This window comes from Enterobacter cloacae complex sp. S2, from assembly GCF_015159675.1.
In the GTDB taxonomy this organism is placed as follows: Bacteria; Pseudomonadota; Gammaproteobacteria; order Enterobacterales; family Enterobacteriaceae; genus Enterobacter; species Enterobacter intestinihominis.
Genome location: NZ_JADDTS010000003.1, coordinates 20,279 through 39,482, shown reverse-complemented (window position 1 = coordinate 39,482; position 19,204 = coordinate 20,279). Strand labels below are relative to the sequence as shown.

General features: G+C 55.5%; 19 protein-coding genes. 8 read left to right on the top strand and 11 right to left on the bottom strand.

The features are described 5' to 3' along the window. The first annotated feature begins 345 nt into the window (after positions 1–345). On the top strand, positions 346–1,389 hold the full coding sequence (gene nadA / locus IPZ49_RS02655) for a quinolinate synthase NadA (RefSeq protein WP_032676358.1): 1,044 nt from the start codon (positions 346–348) through the stop codon (positions 1,387–1,389). Positions 1,390–1,411: 22 nt separating this feature from the next. Continuing rightward, a complete protein-coding gene (pnuC, locus tag IPZ49_RS02650) occupies positions 1,412–2,131 on the top strand; it encodes a nicotinamide riboside transporter PnuC (protein ID WP_045621771.1) in 720 nt (239 codons plus the stop codon). On the opposite strand, the gene zitB is transcribed toward pnuC, so the two are convergent. Together zitB and IPZ49_RS02640 are read right to left on the bottom strand one after the other, a co-directional pair. Next, a complete protein-coding gene (zitB, locus tag IPZ49_RS02645; protein ID WP_063146877.1) occupies positions 2,128–3,066 on the bottom strand; it encodes a CDF family zinc transporter ZitB in 939 nt (312 codons plus the stop codon). The two genes, pnuC and zitB, sit on opposite strands and share 4 nt — an antisense overlap. A 99-nt stretch (positions 3,067–3,165) precedes the next feature. Continuing rightward, positions 3,166–3,525, bottom strand: coding sequence for a protein YbgS (locus tag IPZ49_RS02640; protein WP_022647477.1), 360 nt, complete (start codon positions 3,523–3,525; stop codon positions 3,166–3,168). Between the two features lie 304 nt (positions 3,526–3,829). Between IPZ49_RS02640 and aroG the strand changes: the two genes are divergently transcribed. Continuing rightward, entirely contained in the window at positions 3,830–4,882 is a 1,053-nt protein-coding gene (gene aroG / locus IPZ49_RS02635) for a 3-deoxy-7-phosphoheptulonate synthase AroG (RefSeq protein ID WP_022647478.1), read from the top strand. Between the two features lie 61 nt (positions 4,883–4,943). On the opposite strand, the gene gpmA is transcribed toward aroG, so the two are convergent. The 7 genes from gpmA to modE form a co-directional block, all read right to left on the bottom strand. Continuing rightward, complete coding sequence (gene gpmA / locus IPZ49_RS02630) at positions 4,944–5,696, bottom strand: 2,3-diphosphoglycerate-dependent phosphoglycerate mutase (RefSeq protein ID WP_003858562.1); 753 nt, start codon at positions 5,694–5,696, stop codon at positions 4,944–4,946. Between the two features lie 273 nt (positions 5,697–5,969). Next, entirely contained in the window at positions 5,970–7,013 is a 1,044-nt protein-coding gene (galM, locus tag IPZ49_RS02625; protein WP_023299620.1) for a galactose-1-epimerase, read from the bottom strand. Then, complete coding sequence (gene galK / locus IPZ49_RS02620; RefSeq protein ID WP_063138033.1) at positions 7,007–8,155, bottom strand: galactokinase; 1,149 nt, start codon at positions 8,153–8,155, stop codon at positions 7,007–7,009. Before galK ends, galM begins: the two co-directional genes overlap by 7 nt. A gap of 2 nt (positions 8,156–8,157) precedes the next feature. Next, positions 8,158–9,204: a galactose-1-phosphate uridylyltransferase gene (gene galT, locus IPZ49_RS02615; RefSeq protein WP_063146876.1), complete on the bottom strand. Its 1,047-nt coding sequence runs from the start codon at positions 9,202–9,204 to the stop codon at positions 8,158–8,160. A 9-nt stretch (positions 9,205–9,213) separates the two neighbouring features. Continuing rightward, complete coding sequence (galE, locus tag IPZ49_RS02610) at positions 9,214–10,230, bottom strand: UDP-glucose 4-epimerase GalE (RefSeq protein ID WP_063146875.1); 1,017 nt, start codon at positions 10,228–10,230, stop codon at positions 9,214–9,216. A gap of 201 nt (positions 10,231–10,431) precedes the next feature. Further along, positions 10,432–11,904, bottom strand: a complete 1,473-nt coding sequence (gene modF, locus IPZ49_RS02605; protein ID WP_058677410.1) for a molybdate ABC transporter ATP-binding protein ModF — start codon at positions 11,902–11,904, stop codon at positions 10,432–10,434. A 67-nt stretch (positions 11,905–11,971) separates the two neighbouring features. Then, positions 11,972–12,760, bottom strand: a complete 789-nt coding sequence (modE, locus tag IPZ49_RS02600; protein ID WP_022647484.1) for a molybdenum-dependent transcriptional regulator — start codon at positions 12,758–12,760, stop codon at positions 11,972–11,974. A gap of 127 nt (positions 12,761–12,887) precedes the next feature. Between modE and IPZ49_RS02595 the strand changes: the two genes are divergently transcribed. The 4 genes from IPZ49_RS02595 (at position 12,888) to modC (ending at position 15,742) form a co-directional block, all read left to right on the top strand. Then, the gene (locus IPZ49_RS02595) at positions 12,888–13,040 is read left to right on the top strand and encodes an AcrZ family multidrug efflux pump-associated protein (RefSeq protein WP_003858549.1); all 153 of its coding nucleotides are present in this window, start codon (positions 12,888–12,890) and stop codon (positions 13,038–13,040) included. Between the two features lie 178 nt (positions 13,041–13,218). After that, the gene (modA, locus tag IPZ49_RS02590; RefSeq protein WP_023299624.1) at positions 13,219–13,995 is read left to right on the top strand and encodes a molybdate ABC transporter substrate-binding protein; all 777 of its coding nucleotides are present in this window, start codon (positions 13,219–13,221) and stop codon (positions 13,993–13,995) included. Further along, on the top strand, positions 13,992–14,684 hold the full coding sequence (gene modB, locus IPZ49_RS02585; protein ID WP_006809548.1) for a molybdate ABC transporter permease subunit: 693 nt from the start codon (positions 13,992–13,994) through the stop codon (positions 14,682–14,684). The genes modA and modB overlap by 4 nt, the downstream gene beginning before the upstream one ends. Next, positions 14,684–15,742, top strand: coding sequence for a molybdenum ABC transporter ATP-binding protein ModC (gene modC, locus IPZ49_RS02580; protein WP_017384950.1), 1,059 nt, complete (start codon positions 14,684–14,686; stop codon positions 15,740–15,742). Before modB ends, modC begins: the two co-directional genes overlap by 1 nt. Here modC and IPZ49_RS02575 read toward each other — a convergent pair whose 3' ends face one another. Then, positions 15,743–16,561, bottom strand: coding sequence for a pyridoxal phosphatase (locus IPZ49_RS02575; RefSeq protein ID WP_022647486.1), 819 nt, complete (start codon positions 16,559–16,561; stop codon positions 15,743–15,745). A 119-nt stretch (positions 16,562–16,680) separates the two neighbouring features. Here IPZ49_RS02575 and pgl point away from each other — a divergent pair, with 119 nt between their 5' ends. Beyond that, the gene (gene pgl / locus IPZ49_RS02570) at positions 16,681–17,676 is read left to right on the top strand and encodes a 6-phosphogluconolactonase (protein ID WP_022647487.1); all 996 of its coding nucleotides are present in this window, start codon (positions 16,681–16,683) and stop codon (positions 17,674–17,676) included. A 103-nt stretch (positions 17,677–17,779) separates the two neighbouring features. On the opposite strand, the gene IPZ49_RS02565 is transcribed toward pgl, so the two are convergent. Beyond that, positions 17,780–19,063, bottom strand: a complete 1,284-nt coding sequence (locus tag IPZ49_RS02565; protein ID WP_048966835.1) for a putative acyl-CoA thioester hydrolase — start codon at positions 19,061–19,063, stop codon at positions 17,780–17,782. Positions 19,064–19,204: the final 141 nt, after the last annotated feature.

Here is a 19,204-nt window from a genome sequence, read left to right as displayed (position 1 = left end):
TGCACGACCCACCAATTTTAATGTCTTACTCAGATACTACACGTGAAGGATAACGTTGCTTTAGCAACGGCCCGAAGGGCGAGGCGAAGCCGAGTCATCCTGCACGACCCACCAATGTAGAAAGGCGCCCTAAAGGCGCCTTTTTGCTATCTGTCTTTCGCCAGTACCTTGTAGGTCGGGTAAGGCGAAGCCACCAGCCGACAAATGCTACCGGCATCAATTCCCGATGACATTCCCCCCTCAAATTCGCTATCTTGTTTAGTATATAAAACACCATTGCCTCATTTTTGTTCTCTCATGCAAAACAAAGGCAATATTGTTAAGCCAGTAAAACGAGAAGCCATAATGAGTGTGATGTTTGATCCCGAAACCGCAATCTATCCCTTCCCGCCGAAGCCAGCTCCGCTAAGCCGGGATGAGAAGCAGTTCTATCGTGAAAAAATCAAGCGCCTCCTTAAAGAGCGTGATGCGGTGATGGTGGCGCATTACTACACCGACCCGGAAATTCAGCAGCTGGCGGAAGAGACGGGTGGCTGTATCTCAGACTCCCTGGAGATGGCGCGTTTCGGTGCTAAGCATTCAGCCTCCACGCTGCTGGTCGCGGGGGTTCGTTTTATGGGTGAAACGGCAAAAATCCTCAGCCCGGAAAAAACGATTCTGATGCCTACGCTGAATGCCGAATGTTCTCTTGACCTCGGTTGCCCGATTGATGAGTTCACTGCCTTCTGTGATGCCCACCCTGACCGTACCGTGGTGGTCTATGCCAATACGTCTGCGGCGGTGAAAGCCCGGGCAGACTGGGTAGTAACGTCCAGTATCGCCGTTGAGCTGATTGAACATCTGGACAGCCTGGGGGAGAAAATCATCTGGGCGCCCGATCGTCACCTGGGAAACTACGTACAAAAACAGACCGGTGCGGATGTACTGTGCTGGCAGGGCGCCTGTATCGTTCACGACGAGTTTAAGACCCAGGCACTGACCAGGATGAAACGCTTATACCCGCAGGCCGCAATTCTGGTGCATCCGGAGTCGCCGCAGTCGATTGTTGAGATGGCGGACGCCGTCGGCTCAACCAGCCAGTTGATAAACGCGGCAAAAACCCTGCCGCACAAGCAGCTCATCGTGGCGACCGATCGCGGTATCTTCTATAAAATGCAGCAGGCCGTACCAGAAAAAGAGCTGCTCGAAGCGCCAACCGCCGGAGAAGGGGCGACCTGTCGAAGCTGCGCGCACTGCCCGTGGATGGCGATGAATGGACTTAAGGCGATAGCGGAGGGGCTGGAGATCGGTGGCGCAGCGCATGAGATCCACGTAGACGCCGCCCTGCGCGAAGGCGCGTTAATTCCGCTTAACCGTATGCTGGATTTTGCGGCTACACTACGTACTTAACTTATTACGCCCCGGAGAAAAAATGGATTTTTTTAGCACACAGAACATCCTGGTTCATATCCCGATTGGTGCGGGCGGCTATGACCTGTCGTGGATTGAAGCGGTAGGTACGCTGGCCGGTTTACTCTGTATCTGGCTGGCCAGCCTTGAGAAGATCAGTAACTATGCGTTCGGGCTGATAAACGTCACGCTGTTTGCGATCATCTTCTTCCAGATCCAGCTCTACGCCAGCCTGCTTCTGCAGCTGTTCTTCTTCGCGGCCAATATCTATGGCTGGTACGCCTGGTCGCGGCAAAACAGTCAGCAGGAGGCGGAGCTGCAAATCCGCTGGCTGCCGTTGCCAAAAGCCATTGCCTGGCTCGCGGCCTGCGTGGTGGCAATCGGCTTTATGACCATCTTTATTGACCCGGTATTTGCCTTCCTGACGCGCGTGGCGGTCTCGGTCATGTCGGGTCTGGGATTAAACGTGACGATGCCTGAGCTTCAGCCTGATGCCTTCCCGTTCTGGGATTCCTGCATGATGGTGCTGTCGATTGCCGCAATGATCCTGATGACCCGTAAATACGTTGAAAACTGGCTGCTGTGGGTGGTCATCAACGTGATTAGCGTGGTGATTTTTGCCCGTCAGGGCGTTTATGCCATGTCGCTGGAGTATATGCTGCTGACCGTCATTGCCCTGAACGGTAGCCGCATGTGGATCAACAGCGCGCGTGAGCGTGGCTCTCGCGCGCTTTCCCACTAATGGTGATGCTCGTGTGAGTGGCCGGACTGCGCCTCGTTCAGGTGACAGTCTGGCCCGTTACAGGGCTGATACTCCATCTGGATGGTGGAGTGCGCAATTTCGTAGTGATGCTCAAGGAAGTGCCGAATACGTTCAAGCAACGCATCGTGATCGTGGGGCGGAATAACCTGAACGTGCAGCGTCATAAGCGGTTTCTCACCCACCAGCCAGACGTGAACGTGGTGAACGTTACGGACTTCAGGAATGGAACGACACAGATTGCGTTTTAGCTCGCCAATATCCAGCGACGTGGGAGCGCCTTCCAGCAGTTCATTCACGCTCTCTTTCAACAGCCGCCAGGCACTGCGTAATACAAGGCACGATACCAGCACGGAAAGAATCGGGTCGATGGGGGTCCAGCCCGTACCCATAATGATCAGCGCGGCGACGATGGCACCTACGGAACCCAGCAGATCGCCCAGCACGTGAAGCGCCGCGGCCCGTACGTTCAGATTTTTTTCGCTGCTGCCGCGGTGCAATATCCAGAATGCCAGAATATTGGCGGCCAACCCGGCAATAGCAATCACCATCATCGTCGTTCCGGCTACCGGTTGTGGATGACGAAAGCGCTGAAACGCCTCCCAGACGATAAGAATGGTAATAACCACCAGTGCAATCGCATTCACGAACGCAGCAAGTGTGGTCAGTCTGAGCCAGCCAAAGGTGTGGCGGGCATTGGGAGGGCGACGGGCAAACTGCACGGCCAGCAGAGCAAACAGGAGCGCGGCAGCGTCGGTCAGCATATGCCCGGCATCGGCCAGCAGCGCCAGCGATCCGGAGATCAGTCCGCCTGTCACCTCAATAATCATAAAGGTGGCAGTGACGCCAAAAGCCAGCAGAAGCCGTTTGGCATTTTCATCGCCAGTGGAGTGGGAATGGGAGTGGGAGTGCGCCATGGTATCGTTCCTGATTTATTATTATTTTTAGTGTAGCGTTTTTAAGAGCTTAAATAAAAAAGGAGAGCATTCGCTCTCCCTCTTTTACCTTACGGAAGGTTACTGGGTAGTACCGTCCGTTTTGGTATTGGCATCGCTGCCCACTTTGTCATTCGGGTCCGGGCATTTCCCGTCTTTACACATTGAGTTTTTGTGAACTTCGTCAGTGCTCATACCGTCATGGTTCATCGTGCCGGTATTCGTACCGCCGGTGTTGGTATTGCCCGTGTTGATATTACTGTTATCAACATTATTTGGCGCGATATTCTGTTTTGCATCCGGCGCAACCTGGCCCGCTTCGGCAGCGGCATTCGCGTCGCCGTTGCTGCCGGAGGAGCCTGTATCGGCTGCCAGTACGCTACCGCTTGCCAGGGTAAGGGTTGCCGTCAGGAAAAGCGTAGTCAGTTTCGTCATTTTCATCATGGTGCTCCTGTTCTTATCGTTACGCTGGATAACATTCTCCAACAGTGCATCTTGTTCAGTGGCGAAAGATCCCAGATTCCTGAATTATGTCAGGATGGAATCGCGTATAAATATTTAAAAACAGTCGTTACAAGTAAAAAGCTTAGGCGAGATCTCATTTTTCGCTATTTTGTTGCGTATTTTAGGCGAATTCCAGGAATTATCTGCGCGAAGTGTAAAAGCCCGTTTACACTTCGTGACCGACAAGTTAGATTGAAAGCATTGCTTTCATTACTAAAGATATGGCAGAGCCGGAAAGAAGATGAATTATCAGAACGACGATTTACGCATTAAAGAGATCAATGAGTTATTACCTCCCGTAGCGCTCCTTGAAAAATTCCCCGCCACCGAAAATGCCGCCAACACGGTGTCTCATGCCCGCAAGGCGATCCACAAGATCCTGAAAGGTAGCGACGATCGTCTTCTGGTGGTCATCGGACCGTGCTCCATTCACGATCCTGCTGCGGCCAAAGAGTACGCGTCACGTCTGCTCACCCTGCGCGAAGAGCTGAAGGGCGAACTGGAAATTGTGATGCGCGTTTATTTCGAAAAACCGCGTACCACCGTGGGCTGGAAAGGGTTGATCAACGATCCGCACATGGACAACAGTTTCCAGATCAACGACGGCCTGCGTATTGCGCGTAAGCTGCTGCTGGAGATTAACGACAGCGGGCTGCCTGCTGCCGGAGAATTCCTCGATATGATCACCCCGCAGTATCTGGCTGACCTGATGAGCTGGGGCGCTATTGGTGCGCGTACGACTGAATCGCAGGTTCACCGTGAGCTGGCGTCTGGCCTGTCATGCCCGGTGGGTTTCAAAAACGGCACTGATGGCACCATCAAAGTCGCTATTGATGCCATCAATGCGGCTGGCGCGCCGCACTGCTTCCTGTCGGTGACTAAGTGGGGCCACTCGGCTATCGTGAATACCAGCGGTAATGGTGATTGCCATATCATTCTGCGCGGCGGTAAAGAGCCTAACTACAGCGCAAAACACGTGGCGGAAGTGAAGGCGGGTCTGGAGAAAGCGGGACTGGCGCCGCAGATCATGATCGATTTCAGCCATGCGAACTCAAGCAAACAGTTCAAAAAGCAGATGGAAGTTGGTGCAGACGTTTGTCAGCAAATCGCCAACGGTGAACGCGCAGTGATTGGGGTGATGATTGAGAGCCATCTGGTGGAAGGCAATCAGAATCTGGAGGGCAGCGAGCCGCTGGTCTACGGTAAGAGCGTGACGGATGCCTGCATTGGCTGGGATGATACCGATGCGATCCTGCGTCAGCTGGCGGATGCGGTAAAAGCGCGTCGCGGTTAAGTTTATCGCGGGCAATAAAAAAGCGTGGATTGCTCCACGCTTTTTTTATGTCCGGCGAAAATTACTTCGCTTTACCCTGGTTCGCCACGGCCGCCGCTTTTGCAGCGATTTCGTCGGCGTTACCCAGGTAGTAATGTTTAACTGGCTTGAAGTTTTCGTCGAACTCGTACACCAGCGGCACGCCGGTAGGGATGTTCAGCTCGAGGATTTCATCTTCACCCATGTTGTCCAGGTATTTCACCAGCGCACGCAGGGAGTTACCGTGAGCAGCGATAATGACGCGCTCGCCGCTTTTCAGGCGTGGCAGAATGGTTTCGTTCCAGTAAGGCACAACACGGTCGATGGTCAGCGCCAGGCTTTCGGTCTGCGGCAGTTCAGCCTCAGTCAGCTTCGCGTAACGCGGATCGTGGCCCGGGTAGCGCTCGTCATCTTTGCTCAGCTCTGGAGGCGTGACCGCAAAACCACGACGCCACTGCTTAACCTGCTCGTCACCGTATTTTTCTGCGGTTTCTGCTTTGTTCAGACCTTGCAGCGCACCGTAGTGACGCTCGTTCAGTTTCCAGGATTTCTCAACCGGCAGCCAGGCCTGATCCAGCTCGTCCAGAATGTTCCACAGGGTATGGATGGCACGTTTCAGCACAGAGGTGTAAGCAAAGTCAAAGGTGAAGCCTTCTTCTTTCAGCAGTTTACCTGCCGCTTTTGCTTCGCTCACGCCTTTCTCGGACAGATCAACGTCATACCAACCGGTGAAGCGGTTTTCGTTGTTCCACTGGCTTTCGCCGTGGCGCACCAGGACAAGCTTAGTATTAGCCATTTCTTACTCCTCAAGCATTTTGAATGATAACAATTCTCATTATATTGCCGTGACTGTGCCAGCAGCAACGCTTAACCCTAACCATAGCGAAAATAGTTCGAGAGTGTAAGATGCATGTGAATCCAGGGTTATGATTTTGTCTGCGATCGCCGCTATTTTCAGCAAGCTGAGCGGAAAAAAGCCCTCGCGGTGAGGGCCAGGCTTTTTGCCGGATGGCGCTTCGCTTATCCGGCCTACATTCGTAGGCCCGTGCACGCGTAGCGCCGCCGGACATTATGCGCGCGGAATGAAATGATACTCTGTGACGCTTACGTACTCTTCACCCGGACGCAGCACACAGTCCGGCTGCGGCCATTCAGGATGGTTAGGACTGTCCGGCAGGAACTCGCTCTCCAGCGCCAGACCTTGCCAGGCGGCGTAGTCGTTATGTTCACGCGCCGTGGTCCCCTCCAGGTAGTTACCGGAGTAGAACTGCAGGGCAGGGGCGGTGGTGTAGACCGTCATCTGTAACTTCTCATCCGCAGACCAGACCTGTGCGGCAGGTTGAGAAAGATCGCCTTTCGCCTGCAACAGGAAAGCGTGGTCGTAGCCTTTCACCTTGCGCTGATCGTCATCACTCAGGAAATCCTGGGCGATGGTTTTCGGCTGACGGAAATCAAAGCTATTACCGCTTACCGGTTTCAGCCCCTGATAAGGGATACCCATCTCATCGACCGGCAGATACGCGTCCGCCAGGATCTGGAGTTTGTGGCTGCGGACATCGGTCTGATTGCCGTCAAGGTTGAAATAGGCGTGGTTAGTCAGGTTGACCGGGCACGGCTTGTCGACGGTCGCGCGGTACTCAATGGCGATACGATTATCTTCGGTCAGGGTAAAGCGTGCGGTTGCGGTGAGATTGCCCGGGAAGCCCTGGTCTCCGTCGAGGGAGTCCAGAGAGAACCAGACCTCACCGTCATTTTGCTGCACAATCTTCCAGCGACGTTTATCAAACCCTTCCGGGCCGCCGTGCAGCTGATTTTCACCCTGGCTGGCAAGCAGGGAATAGGTTACGCCGTCCAGCGTAAACCGGCTTCTGGCGATGCGGTTGGCGTAGCGGCCTATGGATGCGCCCAGAAAAGCGGTCTGCTCGATATATTGCTCGGGCGATGCGCAGCCGAGCAGGGTTTCGCGCACGCTGCCGTCAGGCATTGGTACGCGGGCAGAAAGTAACGTTGCGCCCCAGTCCATCAGCGTAACCACCATCCCGGCGCTGTTGCGCAGGGTTAACAGGCGATACGGCAGACCATCCGGTGCGAGAGTAGGTGTTTCGTTTAGCACTGTCCGGCTCCTTGTGATGCTTTGCAGACATAGAAAGTTTCTTTGATGCCCGTTTTGGCTTCGTACTGTTTAGCCACCGCGTCCTGAATGGCAGGGACCATCTCTTCCGGCACCAGGGCGACGACACAGCCGCCAAATCCCCCCCCGGTCATACGCACGCCGCCTTTGTCGCCAATCGTGGCTTTCACAATTTCAACCAGGGTGTCGATTTGTGGCACGGTGATTTCGAAATCGTCGCGCATGGAGGCATGCGATTCGGCCATCAGCTCGCCCATCCGTTTCAGGTCACCTTTCGCCAGCGCGGAGGCGGCTTCTACGGTACGGGCATTTTCCGTCAGCACGTGACGCACGCGCTTCATGACAACCGGATCCAGTTCGTGGGCAACCTTGTTAAATTCGTCAAGTGAGACATCACGCAGGGCTGGCTGCTGGAAGAAGCGCGCGCCGGTTTCACACTGCTCGCGGCGGGTGTTGTACTCGCTCCCCACCAGGGTGCGTTTGAAGTTGCTGTTGATGATCACCACAGCCGCACCTTTTGGCAGTGGAACCGCTTTGGTCCCGAGGGAGCGGCAGTCAATCAGCAAAGCATGTTCTTTCTTGCCCAGCGCGGAAATCAGCTGATCCATAATGCCGCAGTTGCAGCCCACGAACTGGTTTTCCGCTTCCTGACCGTTGAGGGCGATTTGCGCCCCGTCCAGCGGCAGATGATAAAGCTGCTGGAATACGGTGCCGACCGCCACTTCCAGCGATGCGGAAGAGCTTAATCCCGCCCCTTGCGGCACGTTGCCGCTGATCACCAGATCGGCCCCGCCGAAATTCTTGTTACGCTTCAGAAGATGCTTCACCACGCCGCGAACATAGTTCGACCACTGCTGGCTGTCGTGGGTCACGATCGGCGCATCAAGGGAAAATTCGTCAATTTCGTTGCCGTAATCCGCGGCGATCACTCGCACGTTACGATCTGAACGTTTCGTGCAGGCGATCACCGTCTGGTAGTCGATGGCACACGGCAGGACAAAACCGTCGTTATAGTCGGTGTGCTCGCCGATCAGATTAACGCGGCCTGGCGCCTGGATAATATGGGTGGCAGGGTAGCCAAATTTTTCAGCAAACAGGGATTGTGTTTTATCTTTCAGACTCATTTTTAAACTCCTGATTCGCGGTAATGGACGTCGCTAACGGCACGCAGGCGTTCTGCCGCCTGTTCCGCCGTCAGGTCGCGCTGGGTTTCCGCCAGCATTTCATAGCCCACCATGAATTTACGTACCGTCGCAGAACGCAGCAGCGGCGGATAGAAGTGTGCATGTAACTGCCAGTGTTGATTCTCTTCGCCGTTAAACGGCGCACCGTGCCAGCCCATGGAGTAGGGGAAGGAACACTGGAACAGGTTGTCGTAGCGGCTGGTCAGTTTTTTCAGCGCCAGGGCAAGGTCGTCTCGCTGGGCGTCGCTGAGGTCCGTAATACGCTGAACATGGGCCTTTGGCAGCAGCAGCGTTTCAAACGGCCACGCCGCCCAGTAAGGGACTACCGCAAGCCAGTGCTCGGTTTCCACCACAGTGCGGCTGCCGTCCGCCAGTTCACGCTGGGTGTAATCCACCAGCATCGGCGAACCGTTCTGGGCGAAATAGGCTTTTTGCAGCCGGTCTTCACGTTCGGCTTCGTTCGGCAGGAAGCTGTTCGCCCAGATCTGGCCGTGCGGATGCGGGTTAGAGCAGCCCATCGCCGCGCCTTTATTTTCAAATACCTGCACCCACGGATAGGTCTGGCCCAGCTCCGCCGTTTGCGCCTGCCAGGTGCTGACCACCTCTTTCAGCGCCTCAACGCTCAGCTCCGGCAGCGTTTTGCTGTGATCGGGAGAGAAGCAGATCACGCGGCTGGTGCCGCGGGCGCTTTCACAGCGCATCAGCGGGTCGTGGTTTTCCGGCGCGTCCGGCGTATCGGTCATCAGCGCGGCAAAGTCGTTAGTAAACACGAAGGTGCCTTGGTAGTCCGGGTTTTTATCGCCCGTCACGCGCGTATTGCCCGGGCAGAGGAAACAGTCCGGATCATGCTGCGGCAGCGTCTGTTTGGCAGGTGTCTCTTGCGCCCCCTGCCAGGGGCGCTTGGCGCGATGCGGTGAAACTAAAATCCATTGCCCGCTGAGCGGGTTAAAACGACGATGCGGGTGATCGACGGGATTGAATTGCGTCATGACAAATCCTTAATCTGGATAGCCTTGCGGATGGCGCGACTGCCAGTGCCAGGTATCCTGTGCCATTTCATCAAGCGTGCGGGTGACACGCCAGTTAAGCTCTTTATCCGCTTTGGTGGCATCGGCCCAGTAAGCCGGGAGGTCGCCATCCCGGCGGGGAGCGAAGTGATACTTCACCGGCTTGCCGCAGGCTTTACTGAAGGCATTCACCACGTCCAGCACGCTGCTGCCGATCCCGGCGCCGAGGTTGTAAATATGCACGCCCGGTTTATCAGCCAGCTGCTGCATCGCCGCCACGTGGCCGTCGGCCAGATCCATGACGTGAATGTAATCGCGCACGCCGGTGCCATCTTCGGTGGGATAATCGTTACCAAAAATCGCCAGGGAATCGCGGCGCCCTACGGCAACCTGCGCGATATACGGCATCAGGTTATTAGGAATGCCCTGCGGATCTTCGCCCATATCACCTGACGGATGTGCGCCGACCGGGTTGAAGTAGCGCAGCAAGGCGATGCTCCACTCAGGCTGGGCTTTTTGCAGGTCGGTCAGGATCTGCTCGACCATCAGCTTGCTTTTGCCATACGGGCTTTGTGGCGTTCCGGTCGGGAAGCTTTCAACGTAAGGAATTTTTGGCTGATCGCCGTAGACGGTCGCGGAAGAGCTGAAGATAAAGTTTTTCACGTTTGCCGCACGCATGGCGGAGATCAGACGCAGGGTACCGTTGACGTTGTTGTCGTAGTACTCAAGCGGTTTTGCTACCGATTCGCCCACCGCTTTCAGGCCCGCGAAGTGGATAACGGTTTCAATCGCGTGATCGTGAAGGATTTCAGTCATCAATGCTTCATTGCGGATATCGCCTTCCACGAAAGTCGGCTGTTTACCCGCAAGGCGTTCAATGACCGGCAGCACGCTGCGCTTACTGTTGCACAGGTTATCAAGAATGACGACATCGTGGCCGCTTTGCAGAAGTTGTACGCAGGTATGACTTCCTATGTAACCGCTACCACCTGTTACCAGAACTCGCATATTTCGCTCCATTAGGCTTATGGTATGAATTAACCATAGCATATCAGAGACGCGAAAAGTGTGACATGGGATAAAATAGTGGTATCGTTTACACTGGTTTTCACAGGCGCTTTTTCACAGACTGAGTGCATTGTAGATCAAAGAGATAGAGATGTATTGTTGCAGGTTGTCTGAAAAGCGGAGGGCAGCGCCCTCCACGCGTTAATCGATTTTGCTCAGCAGGTAGCGGTAATGCTCGCCGTCAGACACAAATTCCAGCCGATGGGTGATGCAGGACGGGGCATCCTCAGCATGGTGGGAGACAAACAGCAACTGGGTTTCACCTTCGCTAATCAGGACATCCACAAAGCGGCGGATCAGCTGACGGTTGAGGGGATCCAGCCCCTGCAACGGTTCATCAAGAATCAACAACGTAGGATGCTTAACCAGCGCGCGGACGATCAATGCCAGCCGCTGCTGCCCCCACGACAGGCTGTGGAATGGCGCATCGGCTACCCGGTTGTCCATACCCAGAATATCCAGCCACTGCTGCGCCAGCTTGTGCTGCTTGTCGGATACCGCCTGATAAATACCAATGGAATCGAAGAAGCCAGAGAGGATCACGTTTCGCACCGTAGTGCTCACCCGATAGTCCAGATGCAGGCTGCTGCTGACATAACCGATATGCTTTTTGATATCCCAGATGGTTTCCCCGCTGCCGCGGCGGCGGCCGAAGAGGGTCAAATCGTTGCTGTAACCCTGCGGGTGATCGCCAGTGATCAGGCTTAGCAGCGTGGATTTACCCGCCCCGTTGGGGCCGACGATCTGCCAGTGCTCACCAGGATTAACCGTCCAGCTGAGATGATTAAGAATAGGGCGATCGTCGTAAGCAACCACCCCATCGCGCAGCACAATGCGCGGCTGGTCAGGATCCAGCCCGTGGCGTGCCGAAGGGGCATCCGGCTCCGGCAGCGCAATACCGTCCAGTTTCTCGCTGTGGGCCAGCTGTGCAATTAGCGCCTGCCGGAGCAGTACGGCTTTCTCGCCGGTTTCGGTCAGGCTACAGTCCGCCAGCACGCCCGCGTAATGTACGAAATCCGGGATCTCATCAAAGCGGTTAAGGACCAGCACAAGGGTGTATCCCTGCTGGTTAAGCGACGCCAGCAACGCTGCCAGCTGCGCGCGGGACTGCACATCCAGTCCGTCAAACGGTTCATCCAGAATCAGGAGTTCCGGCTCGCTCATCAGCGCCTGACACAGCAGCGTTTTGCGCGTCTCGCCGGTAGAGAGATATTTAAAGCGGCGGTTAAGCAGGGCGGTAATGCCAAATTGCTCCGCCAGCTGCTGACAGCGGGCAGGATCTTTTATCTCATCCTGGATAATGTCCGCCGTCGTGCGGCCGGTATCTTCTTCGCCGGGGCTGAGCAAATCGGTATTGTTACGCTGCCACTCATCGCTGACCAGCTTTTGCAGCTGTTCGAAGGAAAGGCGCGTCAGCCGGGTAAAGGTGCACTGACGCTCCCCCTTCAGCTGGGTTAATTCGCCAGCCAGGGCGCGGGCCAGAGCGGATTTTCCGCTGCCATTCGTGCCCACAAACGCCCAGCTTTCTCCGGCGCGAAGGGTTAACTCTGGCAGCGATAAGGTACGGGTATCGCTAAGACGAAACGTGCCTTGCGAAATATGCAATGATGACATGTGTTATCCCATTTTTTGCAGCAACAGATGTCAGGGATACTCAGTGTTGGTGGGGTTGTCAATGCGCTTAGCACAATGTGGCGATAATTACCCGGTCTGCATTGAAATATGCGGTCACCACAGCACCTTCATCTAATTCGGTCGCGTCGTTCACCGGAACGGTGGCGCAGAGCGACTGTCCATCCGGCAGGGTCATCAGCACTTCACACTGTTCTGCGCCGCGCTCGATGTGGCTGATACGCCCGCGTAGCTGGTTGTCGGCCTCGGCGGCCTGCTCAGGGTTAAGCGTGATGCTGATCCAGGGCGCTTTGAGTAACACCAGCACCTCCTGACCTTCGTTCAGCCCAAGGCGTTGACCGCTTTGCGCGGTGATGGCGGCTTTCAGGCGCGTTGTGCCGTCCGCGAGCAGGATCTCAATATGCTCCTGCACCTGCGAATGATCGCGCCCCGTCACCGTACCAAACCATTGGTTGCGGGCGCTGGTCTGCAAAGAGAAACGGGAGATGGCGCCCAGCAGGCTGTCCAGCGGCAGGTTGTCGTCATCGCTCAGCACATCAAATGCTTTTTGCTGGATCTGCGCCAGTAAGTCATAGAGCTGGATCAGGCGTTGCCCGTAACGCGTCAACACGGCGCCGCCGCCGCCTTTTCCGCCGGTGGCGCGCTCTACCAGCGTTTGTTCGCTCAGGGTGTTCATGTCGTTAATCGCATCCCAGGCGCTTTTATAGCTGATGCCGGCGTTTTTGGCTCCCTGGCTAATCGAGCCAGTTTGTTCTATTTGTTTTAACAGGGCGATGCGTCGCGGATCGGCGAAAAGCTTCTGCTGAAGTCGTAGGGTGAGGAGAATTTCGGCCTGCATAACAATGTCCCGGCAAAAAGGTTATTGTGACCCAAATGTCCGGGTGCGGAAAGCGCACCGCACAAAAGGGGATGTTTTTCTTACTTTTCAGGGTAGAATAAGCCGTTCACAAGATCTGGAGAAAACCATGTTAGAGTTGTTGAAAAGTCTGGTATTCGCGGTAATCATGGTGCCAGTAGTGATGGCTATCATCCTCGGTGCCATCTACGGCCTGGGTGAAGTGTTCAACGTCTTTTCGAACATTGGTCATCGTCGTGACCAGCCTAAAAAGCAGCAATGATTTCCTCCAAAACGCCCGGCCAGCCCGGGCGTTTTGCTCTCAAGTTTATTCCTCTCCCGCCGATATCTTTTACAACGTTCCTTGAGTTTACGCATTAATGGGTACGATTTAGCGCTAGGAACGCCTGCGATATGTCGTTATATTTGTTTGTATATAACGATACGCACAGGAGCTTCAAATGGCACGTTCATGGGTACGCCTTTTCGCAGGGGCAACGCTGACTCTCTCACTCACCGGCCACGCGCTGGCGGATGAAGGAAAAATCACGGTCTTTGCGGCGGCGTCGCTGACTAACGCGATGCAGGATATTGCTGCGGTATACAAAAAAGAGAAAAACGTCGAGGTCGTTTCGTCGTTTGCCTCCTCGTCCACGCTGGCCCGCCAGATCGAAGCGGGGGCTCCGGCTGATCTGTTCATCTCTGCCGATCAGAAATGGATGGACTACGCGGTGGAGAAAAAATCTGTTGATACGGCTAGCCGCGAAACCCTGCTGGGAAATAGCCTGGTGGTGGTCGCGCCCGCAAACAGCAAGCAGGGCGACATCGCCATCAACAAACAGACGGACTGGACCCGTCTGCTCAACGGTGGCCGTCTGGCGGTAGGCGATCCGGAGCATGTTCCTGCCGGGATTTATGCGAAAGAAGCGCTGCAAAAACTGGGCGCATGGGAGACCTTATCGCCGAAGCTGGCTCCCGCAGAAGATGTGCGCGGCGCGCTGGCGCTGGTGGAGCGTAACGAAGCGCCACTCGGGATCGTTTACGGCTCCGATGCCGTCGCCAGTAAAGGTGTGAAGGTGGTCGGTACCTTCCCGGAAGACTCGCATAAGAAAGTAGAATATCCTGTTGCGATAGTTGATGGACATAAAAATGCGACCGTGACGGCCTTCGTTGACTACCTGAAGGGGCCTGAAGCGTCCGCTATCTTTAAACGTTACGGATTTACGACTCACGAATGATATTAACCGAACCTGAATGGCAGGCCGTGCTGCTGAGCCTGAAAGTCTCTTCCCTGGCGGTTGCGCTGAGTTTGCCCTTTGGGGTGTTCTTTGCCTGGTTACTGGTTCGCGTGAAGTTTCCAGGCAAAGCCCTGCTCGACAGTGTTCTCCATCTTCCGCTCGTGTTACCGCCTGTGGTGGTCGGCTATCTGCTGCTGATCTCCATGGGGCGACGCGGTTTTATCGGCGAATGGCTGTACGACTGGTTCGGCCTGACCTTTGCTTTCAGCTGGCGCGGCGCGGTTCTGGCCGCGGCAGTAATGTCCTTCCCGCTAATGGTGCGCGCTATCCGCCTGGCGCTGGAAGGGGTGGATATCCGGCTAGAGCAGGCCGCCCGCACGTTGGGTGCAGGCCGCTGGCGGGTATTCCTGACCATTACGCTTCCGCTCACCTTACCGGGCATTATCGTCGGTACGGTGTTAGCCTTCGCCCGCTCACTGGGTGAGTTCGGCGCGACCATCACCTTTGTGTCCAACATTCCCGGCGAGACGCGGACCATCCCGTCGGCCATGTATACCCTGATTCAAACCCCGGGTGGCGAAGGTGCGGCGGCCCGGCTGTGTATTATTTCGATTGTACTCGCCCTGGTCTCGCTGCTGGTGTCTGAATGGCTGGCGCGCCTCAGCCGTGAACGGATGGGGAAACCGTGATGCTGGAACTCAACTTTACGCAAACCCTGGGCAGCCACACTCTGACGCTCAACGAAACGCTGCCTGCCAGCGGTATCACCGCCATTTTTGGCGTTTCCGGGGCAGGGAAAACGTCGCTGATTAATGCGATTAGCGGCCTGACGCGTCCCCAGTCTGGCAGAATTGTGTTAAATAACCGCGTCTTAAACGACGCGGAGAAGAAGGTCTGCCTGTCACCGGATAAGCGCCGCATCGGCTATGTGTTTCAGGATGCGCGCCTGTTTCCGCACTACAGCGTGCGCGGAAATCTGCGCTATGGCATGGCAAAAAGCATGGCCGGACAGTTCGATAAGCTGGTGGCGCTGCTGGGCATCGAACCGCTGCTCGATCGTCTCCCGTCTTCGCTGTCGGGTGGTGAAAAACAGCGCGTGGCGATTGGCCGCGCCCTGTTAACCGCGCCGGAATTGTTGCTGCTGGATGAGCCGCTGGCCTCGCTGGATATTCCGCGCAAGCGCGAGTTGCTGCCGTATCTGCAACGTCTGGCGCGGGAAATCAACGTGCCCATGCTGTACGTCAGCCATTCGCTGGATGAGATCTTACATCTGGCCGACAAAGTGCTGGTGCTGGAGGCGGGCAGGGTGAAGGCATTCGGCAATCTGGAAGAGGTATGGGGCAGCAGCGTTATGCATCCGTGGCTGCCAAAGGAGCAGCAGAGCAGCATTCTGAAGGTGAGCGTGCTGGAGCACCATCCACATTATGCGATGACCGCGCTGGCGCTGGGTGACCAGCATTTGTGGGTGAATAAAATCGATACGCCGATTCAGTCCACGTTACGGATCCGCATTCAGGCGTCGGATGTCTCCCTGGTGCTGCAACCGCCGCTGCAAACCAGTATCCGCAATATTTTGCGCGCAAAAGTGGCGCAGTGTTTTGATGATAACGGCCAGGTGGAAGTGCAACTGGAAGTGGGCAACAGAACGCTGTGGGCGCGCATCAGCCCGTGGGCCAGGGATGAGTTAGGCATCAAGCCTGGCCTGTGGCTTTACGCGCAAATCAAGAGCGTCTCTATCACCGCCTGATTACAGCAGGTGGGTATAAATATACTGCGCGATGCTGTCGGTGGTGTTATCGCCAATCACCACGTTAGCACGCGCTTTCACCGCATCATCGGCGTTGCCCATCGCCACGCCCGTTCCGGCCGCTTCCAGCATGCTGATGTCGTTATAGTTATCGCCGAAGGCAATCACGTCCTGCATTGACCAGCCCTGTGACTCAACGAACTGGGTCAGACGCTTTCCTTTGCTGTTGCCTTTACGGGCGATATCCACCTGATCGTGCCAGGACCATTCACATTCCAGACCCAGCGTATGCTCGACATGTTTTGCGAAAGTATTCAGTTTGGCGGTGTCTTCATCGGTCAGGGCAAATTTCCAGATTGCCTGGACGTCTTCCGCCGCCTGGCGCAGGGAGGAAACCTGAGTGAACACCGGACGCTGCGCTTCCGGCAGAGACAGGGCCCAGTTGCTGGTGCGGATCACATGGCCGGTAGGGCGTTCATACAGCATGGCGTTATCCACATACATCAGGCCGTGAATCGCGTGCTCATCCAGTAAATCAATCAATTGCAGCGCCTGCGGAACGGGAAGCGGATCAGAGGTTAAAACCTTTTTTGCCTGATAATCATACAAATAAGTGCCATTACAACAAATTGCAGGTGTATCTAAGCCCAGTGCCTGATAAAAAGGATGAATGGCTACGTGATGTCGACCCGTTACGATGAGAAGTTGATACCCCGCTTCCCGGGCTCGTTTGAGGGCCTCAAGAGAAGAGGGGAGCAGGGTTTTCTGAGGGGTAAGCAGTGTTCCGTCTAAATCCAGGGCAATCACTCGCGAGGTCATTTTTTCTTCCGGGTTAATGTTGAATTTAAGGTCTGTCGGGATGGTACACCGAGAGCGGAACCCTGCAAAATCCCGGACTACAATTCAGCATTCACCGTTAAAAATAATCAGGAGTATTCATGAAACAAACCGTTTATACCGCCAGTCCTGAAAGTCAGCAGATCCATGTCTGGCGTTTGAATACAGAAGGTTCGCTTACGCTGGTTCAGGTTGTTGATGTGCCAGGCCAGGTGCAGCCGATGGTCGTCAGCCCGGATAAACGTTTTCTTTATGTCGGGGTACGCCCGGAATTCCGCGTACTCGCATACCGCATCTCCCCGGATGACGGCGCGCTGACCTATACCGCAGAAGCGCCGCTGCCGGGCAGCCCGACCCATATTTCTACCGACCATAAAGGCAACTTTATCTTCAGCGGCTCCTACAATGCAGGCTGCGTGAGCGTCACCCGCCTGGAAGACGGTATTCCCGTTGAAACCGTCGACGTGGTAGAAGGGCTTGAGGGTTGCCACTCCGCCAACATTTCGCCGGATAACCGCACGCTGTGGGTGCCAGCGCTGAAGCAGGATCGCATCTGCCTGTTTACCCTGAGCGATGACGGTCATCTGGTCGCGCAGAGCCCGGCGGAAGTCACCACCGTGGAAGGCGCAGGCCCGCGCCATATGGTCTTCCACCCGAATCAGCAGTATGCCTATGTCGTTAACGAGCTGAACAGCTCGGTAGATGTCTGGGAGCTGAACGATCCTAACGGGCAGATCGAGTGCGTACAGACGCTGGACATGATGCCAGCTGATTTCTCCGACACACGCTGGGCGGCAGACATTCACATCACGCCGGATGGCCGCCACCTGTATGCCTGTGACCGTACCTCCAGTCTGATCACCATCTTCAGCGTCTCTGAAGACGGCAGCGTTCTGGCAGTTGAGGGCTTCCAGCCGACAGAAACCCAGCCGCGCGGCTTTAATGTCGACCACAGCGGCAAATACCTGATTGCGGCGGGGCAGAAATCCCACCACATCGCGCTCTATGAAATCAAAGGCGTGCAGGGTCTACTGGAAGAGAAAGGACGCTATGCGGTCGGACAAGGGCCGATGTGGGTTGTGATTAACGCTCACTGATCCGTAGACGAAAAAAAACCTCGCACATGCGAGGTTTTTTTATGCGTGGTTAATGCATGAGGTAGGCCGGGTAAGGCGTAGCCGCCACCCGGCAGCAGGCATTTTACTGCTTCGGTTCAGCAACCACTTTGCTACCCAGACCGCGGTTGTTGTATTCCCACATGCGGTTAAAGTTAGCGTCGTTCAGGTTACGCTGCACGTTGTCTTTATCATCCACCGTGCCGATGTTGCCGGAGAAAGGACGTTTCGAGATCGCCGCATCCGCCCACGGTTTCGCCATGTTAAAGCCTTCGTTAATCACGCTGTCGCGGATCACGACCTGGCCGTTAGTGGCGGAGTCCACGTCCAGAGAGCGGCCAAGCTGCGCCACGCCATCGCCAGCAGCAGTAAAGCGGCTATTCACGGCTAGGAAGCCATAGAACAGGTTGGACTGCGTGGCCGGGGCAAAGACGTAACCTTCCTGCTGCGTACGTGAATTCACCACGCGGAAGTCGGTGTTATCAAACACCACCGCGCCGCGACCGGAGACCATATCCACGTCGCCTTCAATGTAGCTGTTGGTGACCAGAGTACGCGTCAGACGGTTGTTCTGAAGGGTATTCTGCACGCCGCTGTTGGTCACGAAGAAGGTATTCTGGCGGCCCAGGATATTGACGTTGTTAATCTGTACCTTGTCGCCATCGCTACGCAGCGCCACGGCCTGGTGATTACCGGCGTCAACGCTGTCGCCCAGGGTGTTCTGAATGGTCAGGTTCTGCAATTGCAGGCCATTGTTCTGTGACCAGAATACCGCCGAGCACATCACGCCAATGGTGGCGGCACGTTTGCGCTGGCAGTTATCAAACATATACCACGCCGGTTTACCTGGCATGTATTTACCGGCCGGGTTCACCAGATGGCGCCAGGTGGTGCTGTCGATCTCTGAATCAATCGCCAGGCCAATTTTCACGTCGACCGCTTTTTCGCCAAGTCCGTAAAGCGTAATGCTTCCCGGTGCAGCCGGAACATAAACGGTTCCTTCGTATTCACCCGGCAGGATGGCAATGTACTGACGAGATGCGCTGTGTTTGGTGATTGCGGCATCAACGGCTGCCTGAATAGAGGTGTGTGTAACGCCCTCTGCCCCGGCCGGGCCGACAACGAAGTCTGGCTGTTTCGGCAGGTTAATAGAAGAAGGCGTCCACGGGGCTGCATTGGGATCCATCGCCGAGAAATAGTGCGCACGGGTGAAGTTCTTCGCTTCAGCCGCTGACAGGATCGGACGGGAAGCGGTGCCCGGAGCAACCTGCTCAGAAGGTTGCTGATCCGGTGGTGTTGAACTGCAAGCGGATAAAGTCACGCCAAAGGCGAGTGCCAACGCCAGACGGGAAATCCTGGAAATATTCAAGGTAATGCTCCTGGGTATGCAAGTCTTATCTGAATAGACGAAATAGCCTGCTTTTTTATACTAAGTTGAGCGAAACGGGAAGATAAAAACGGGAAAAGTTGCATTTTTGCCCGCAGGCGACGGGAAAGTCATCACAAATAA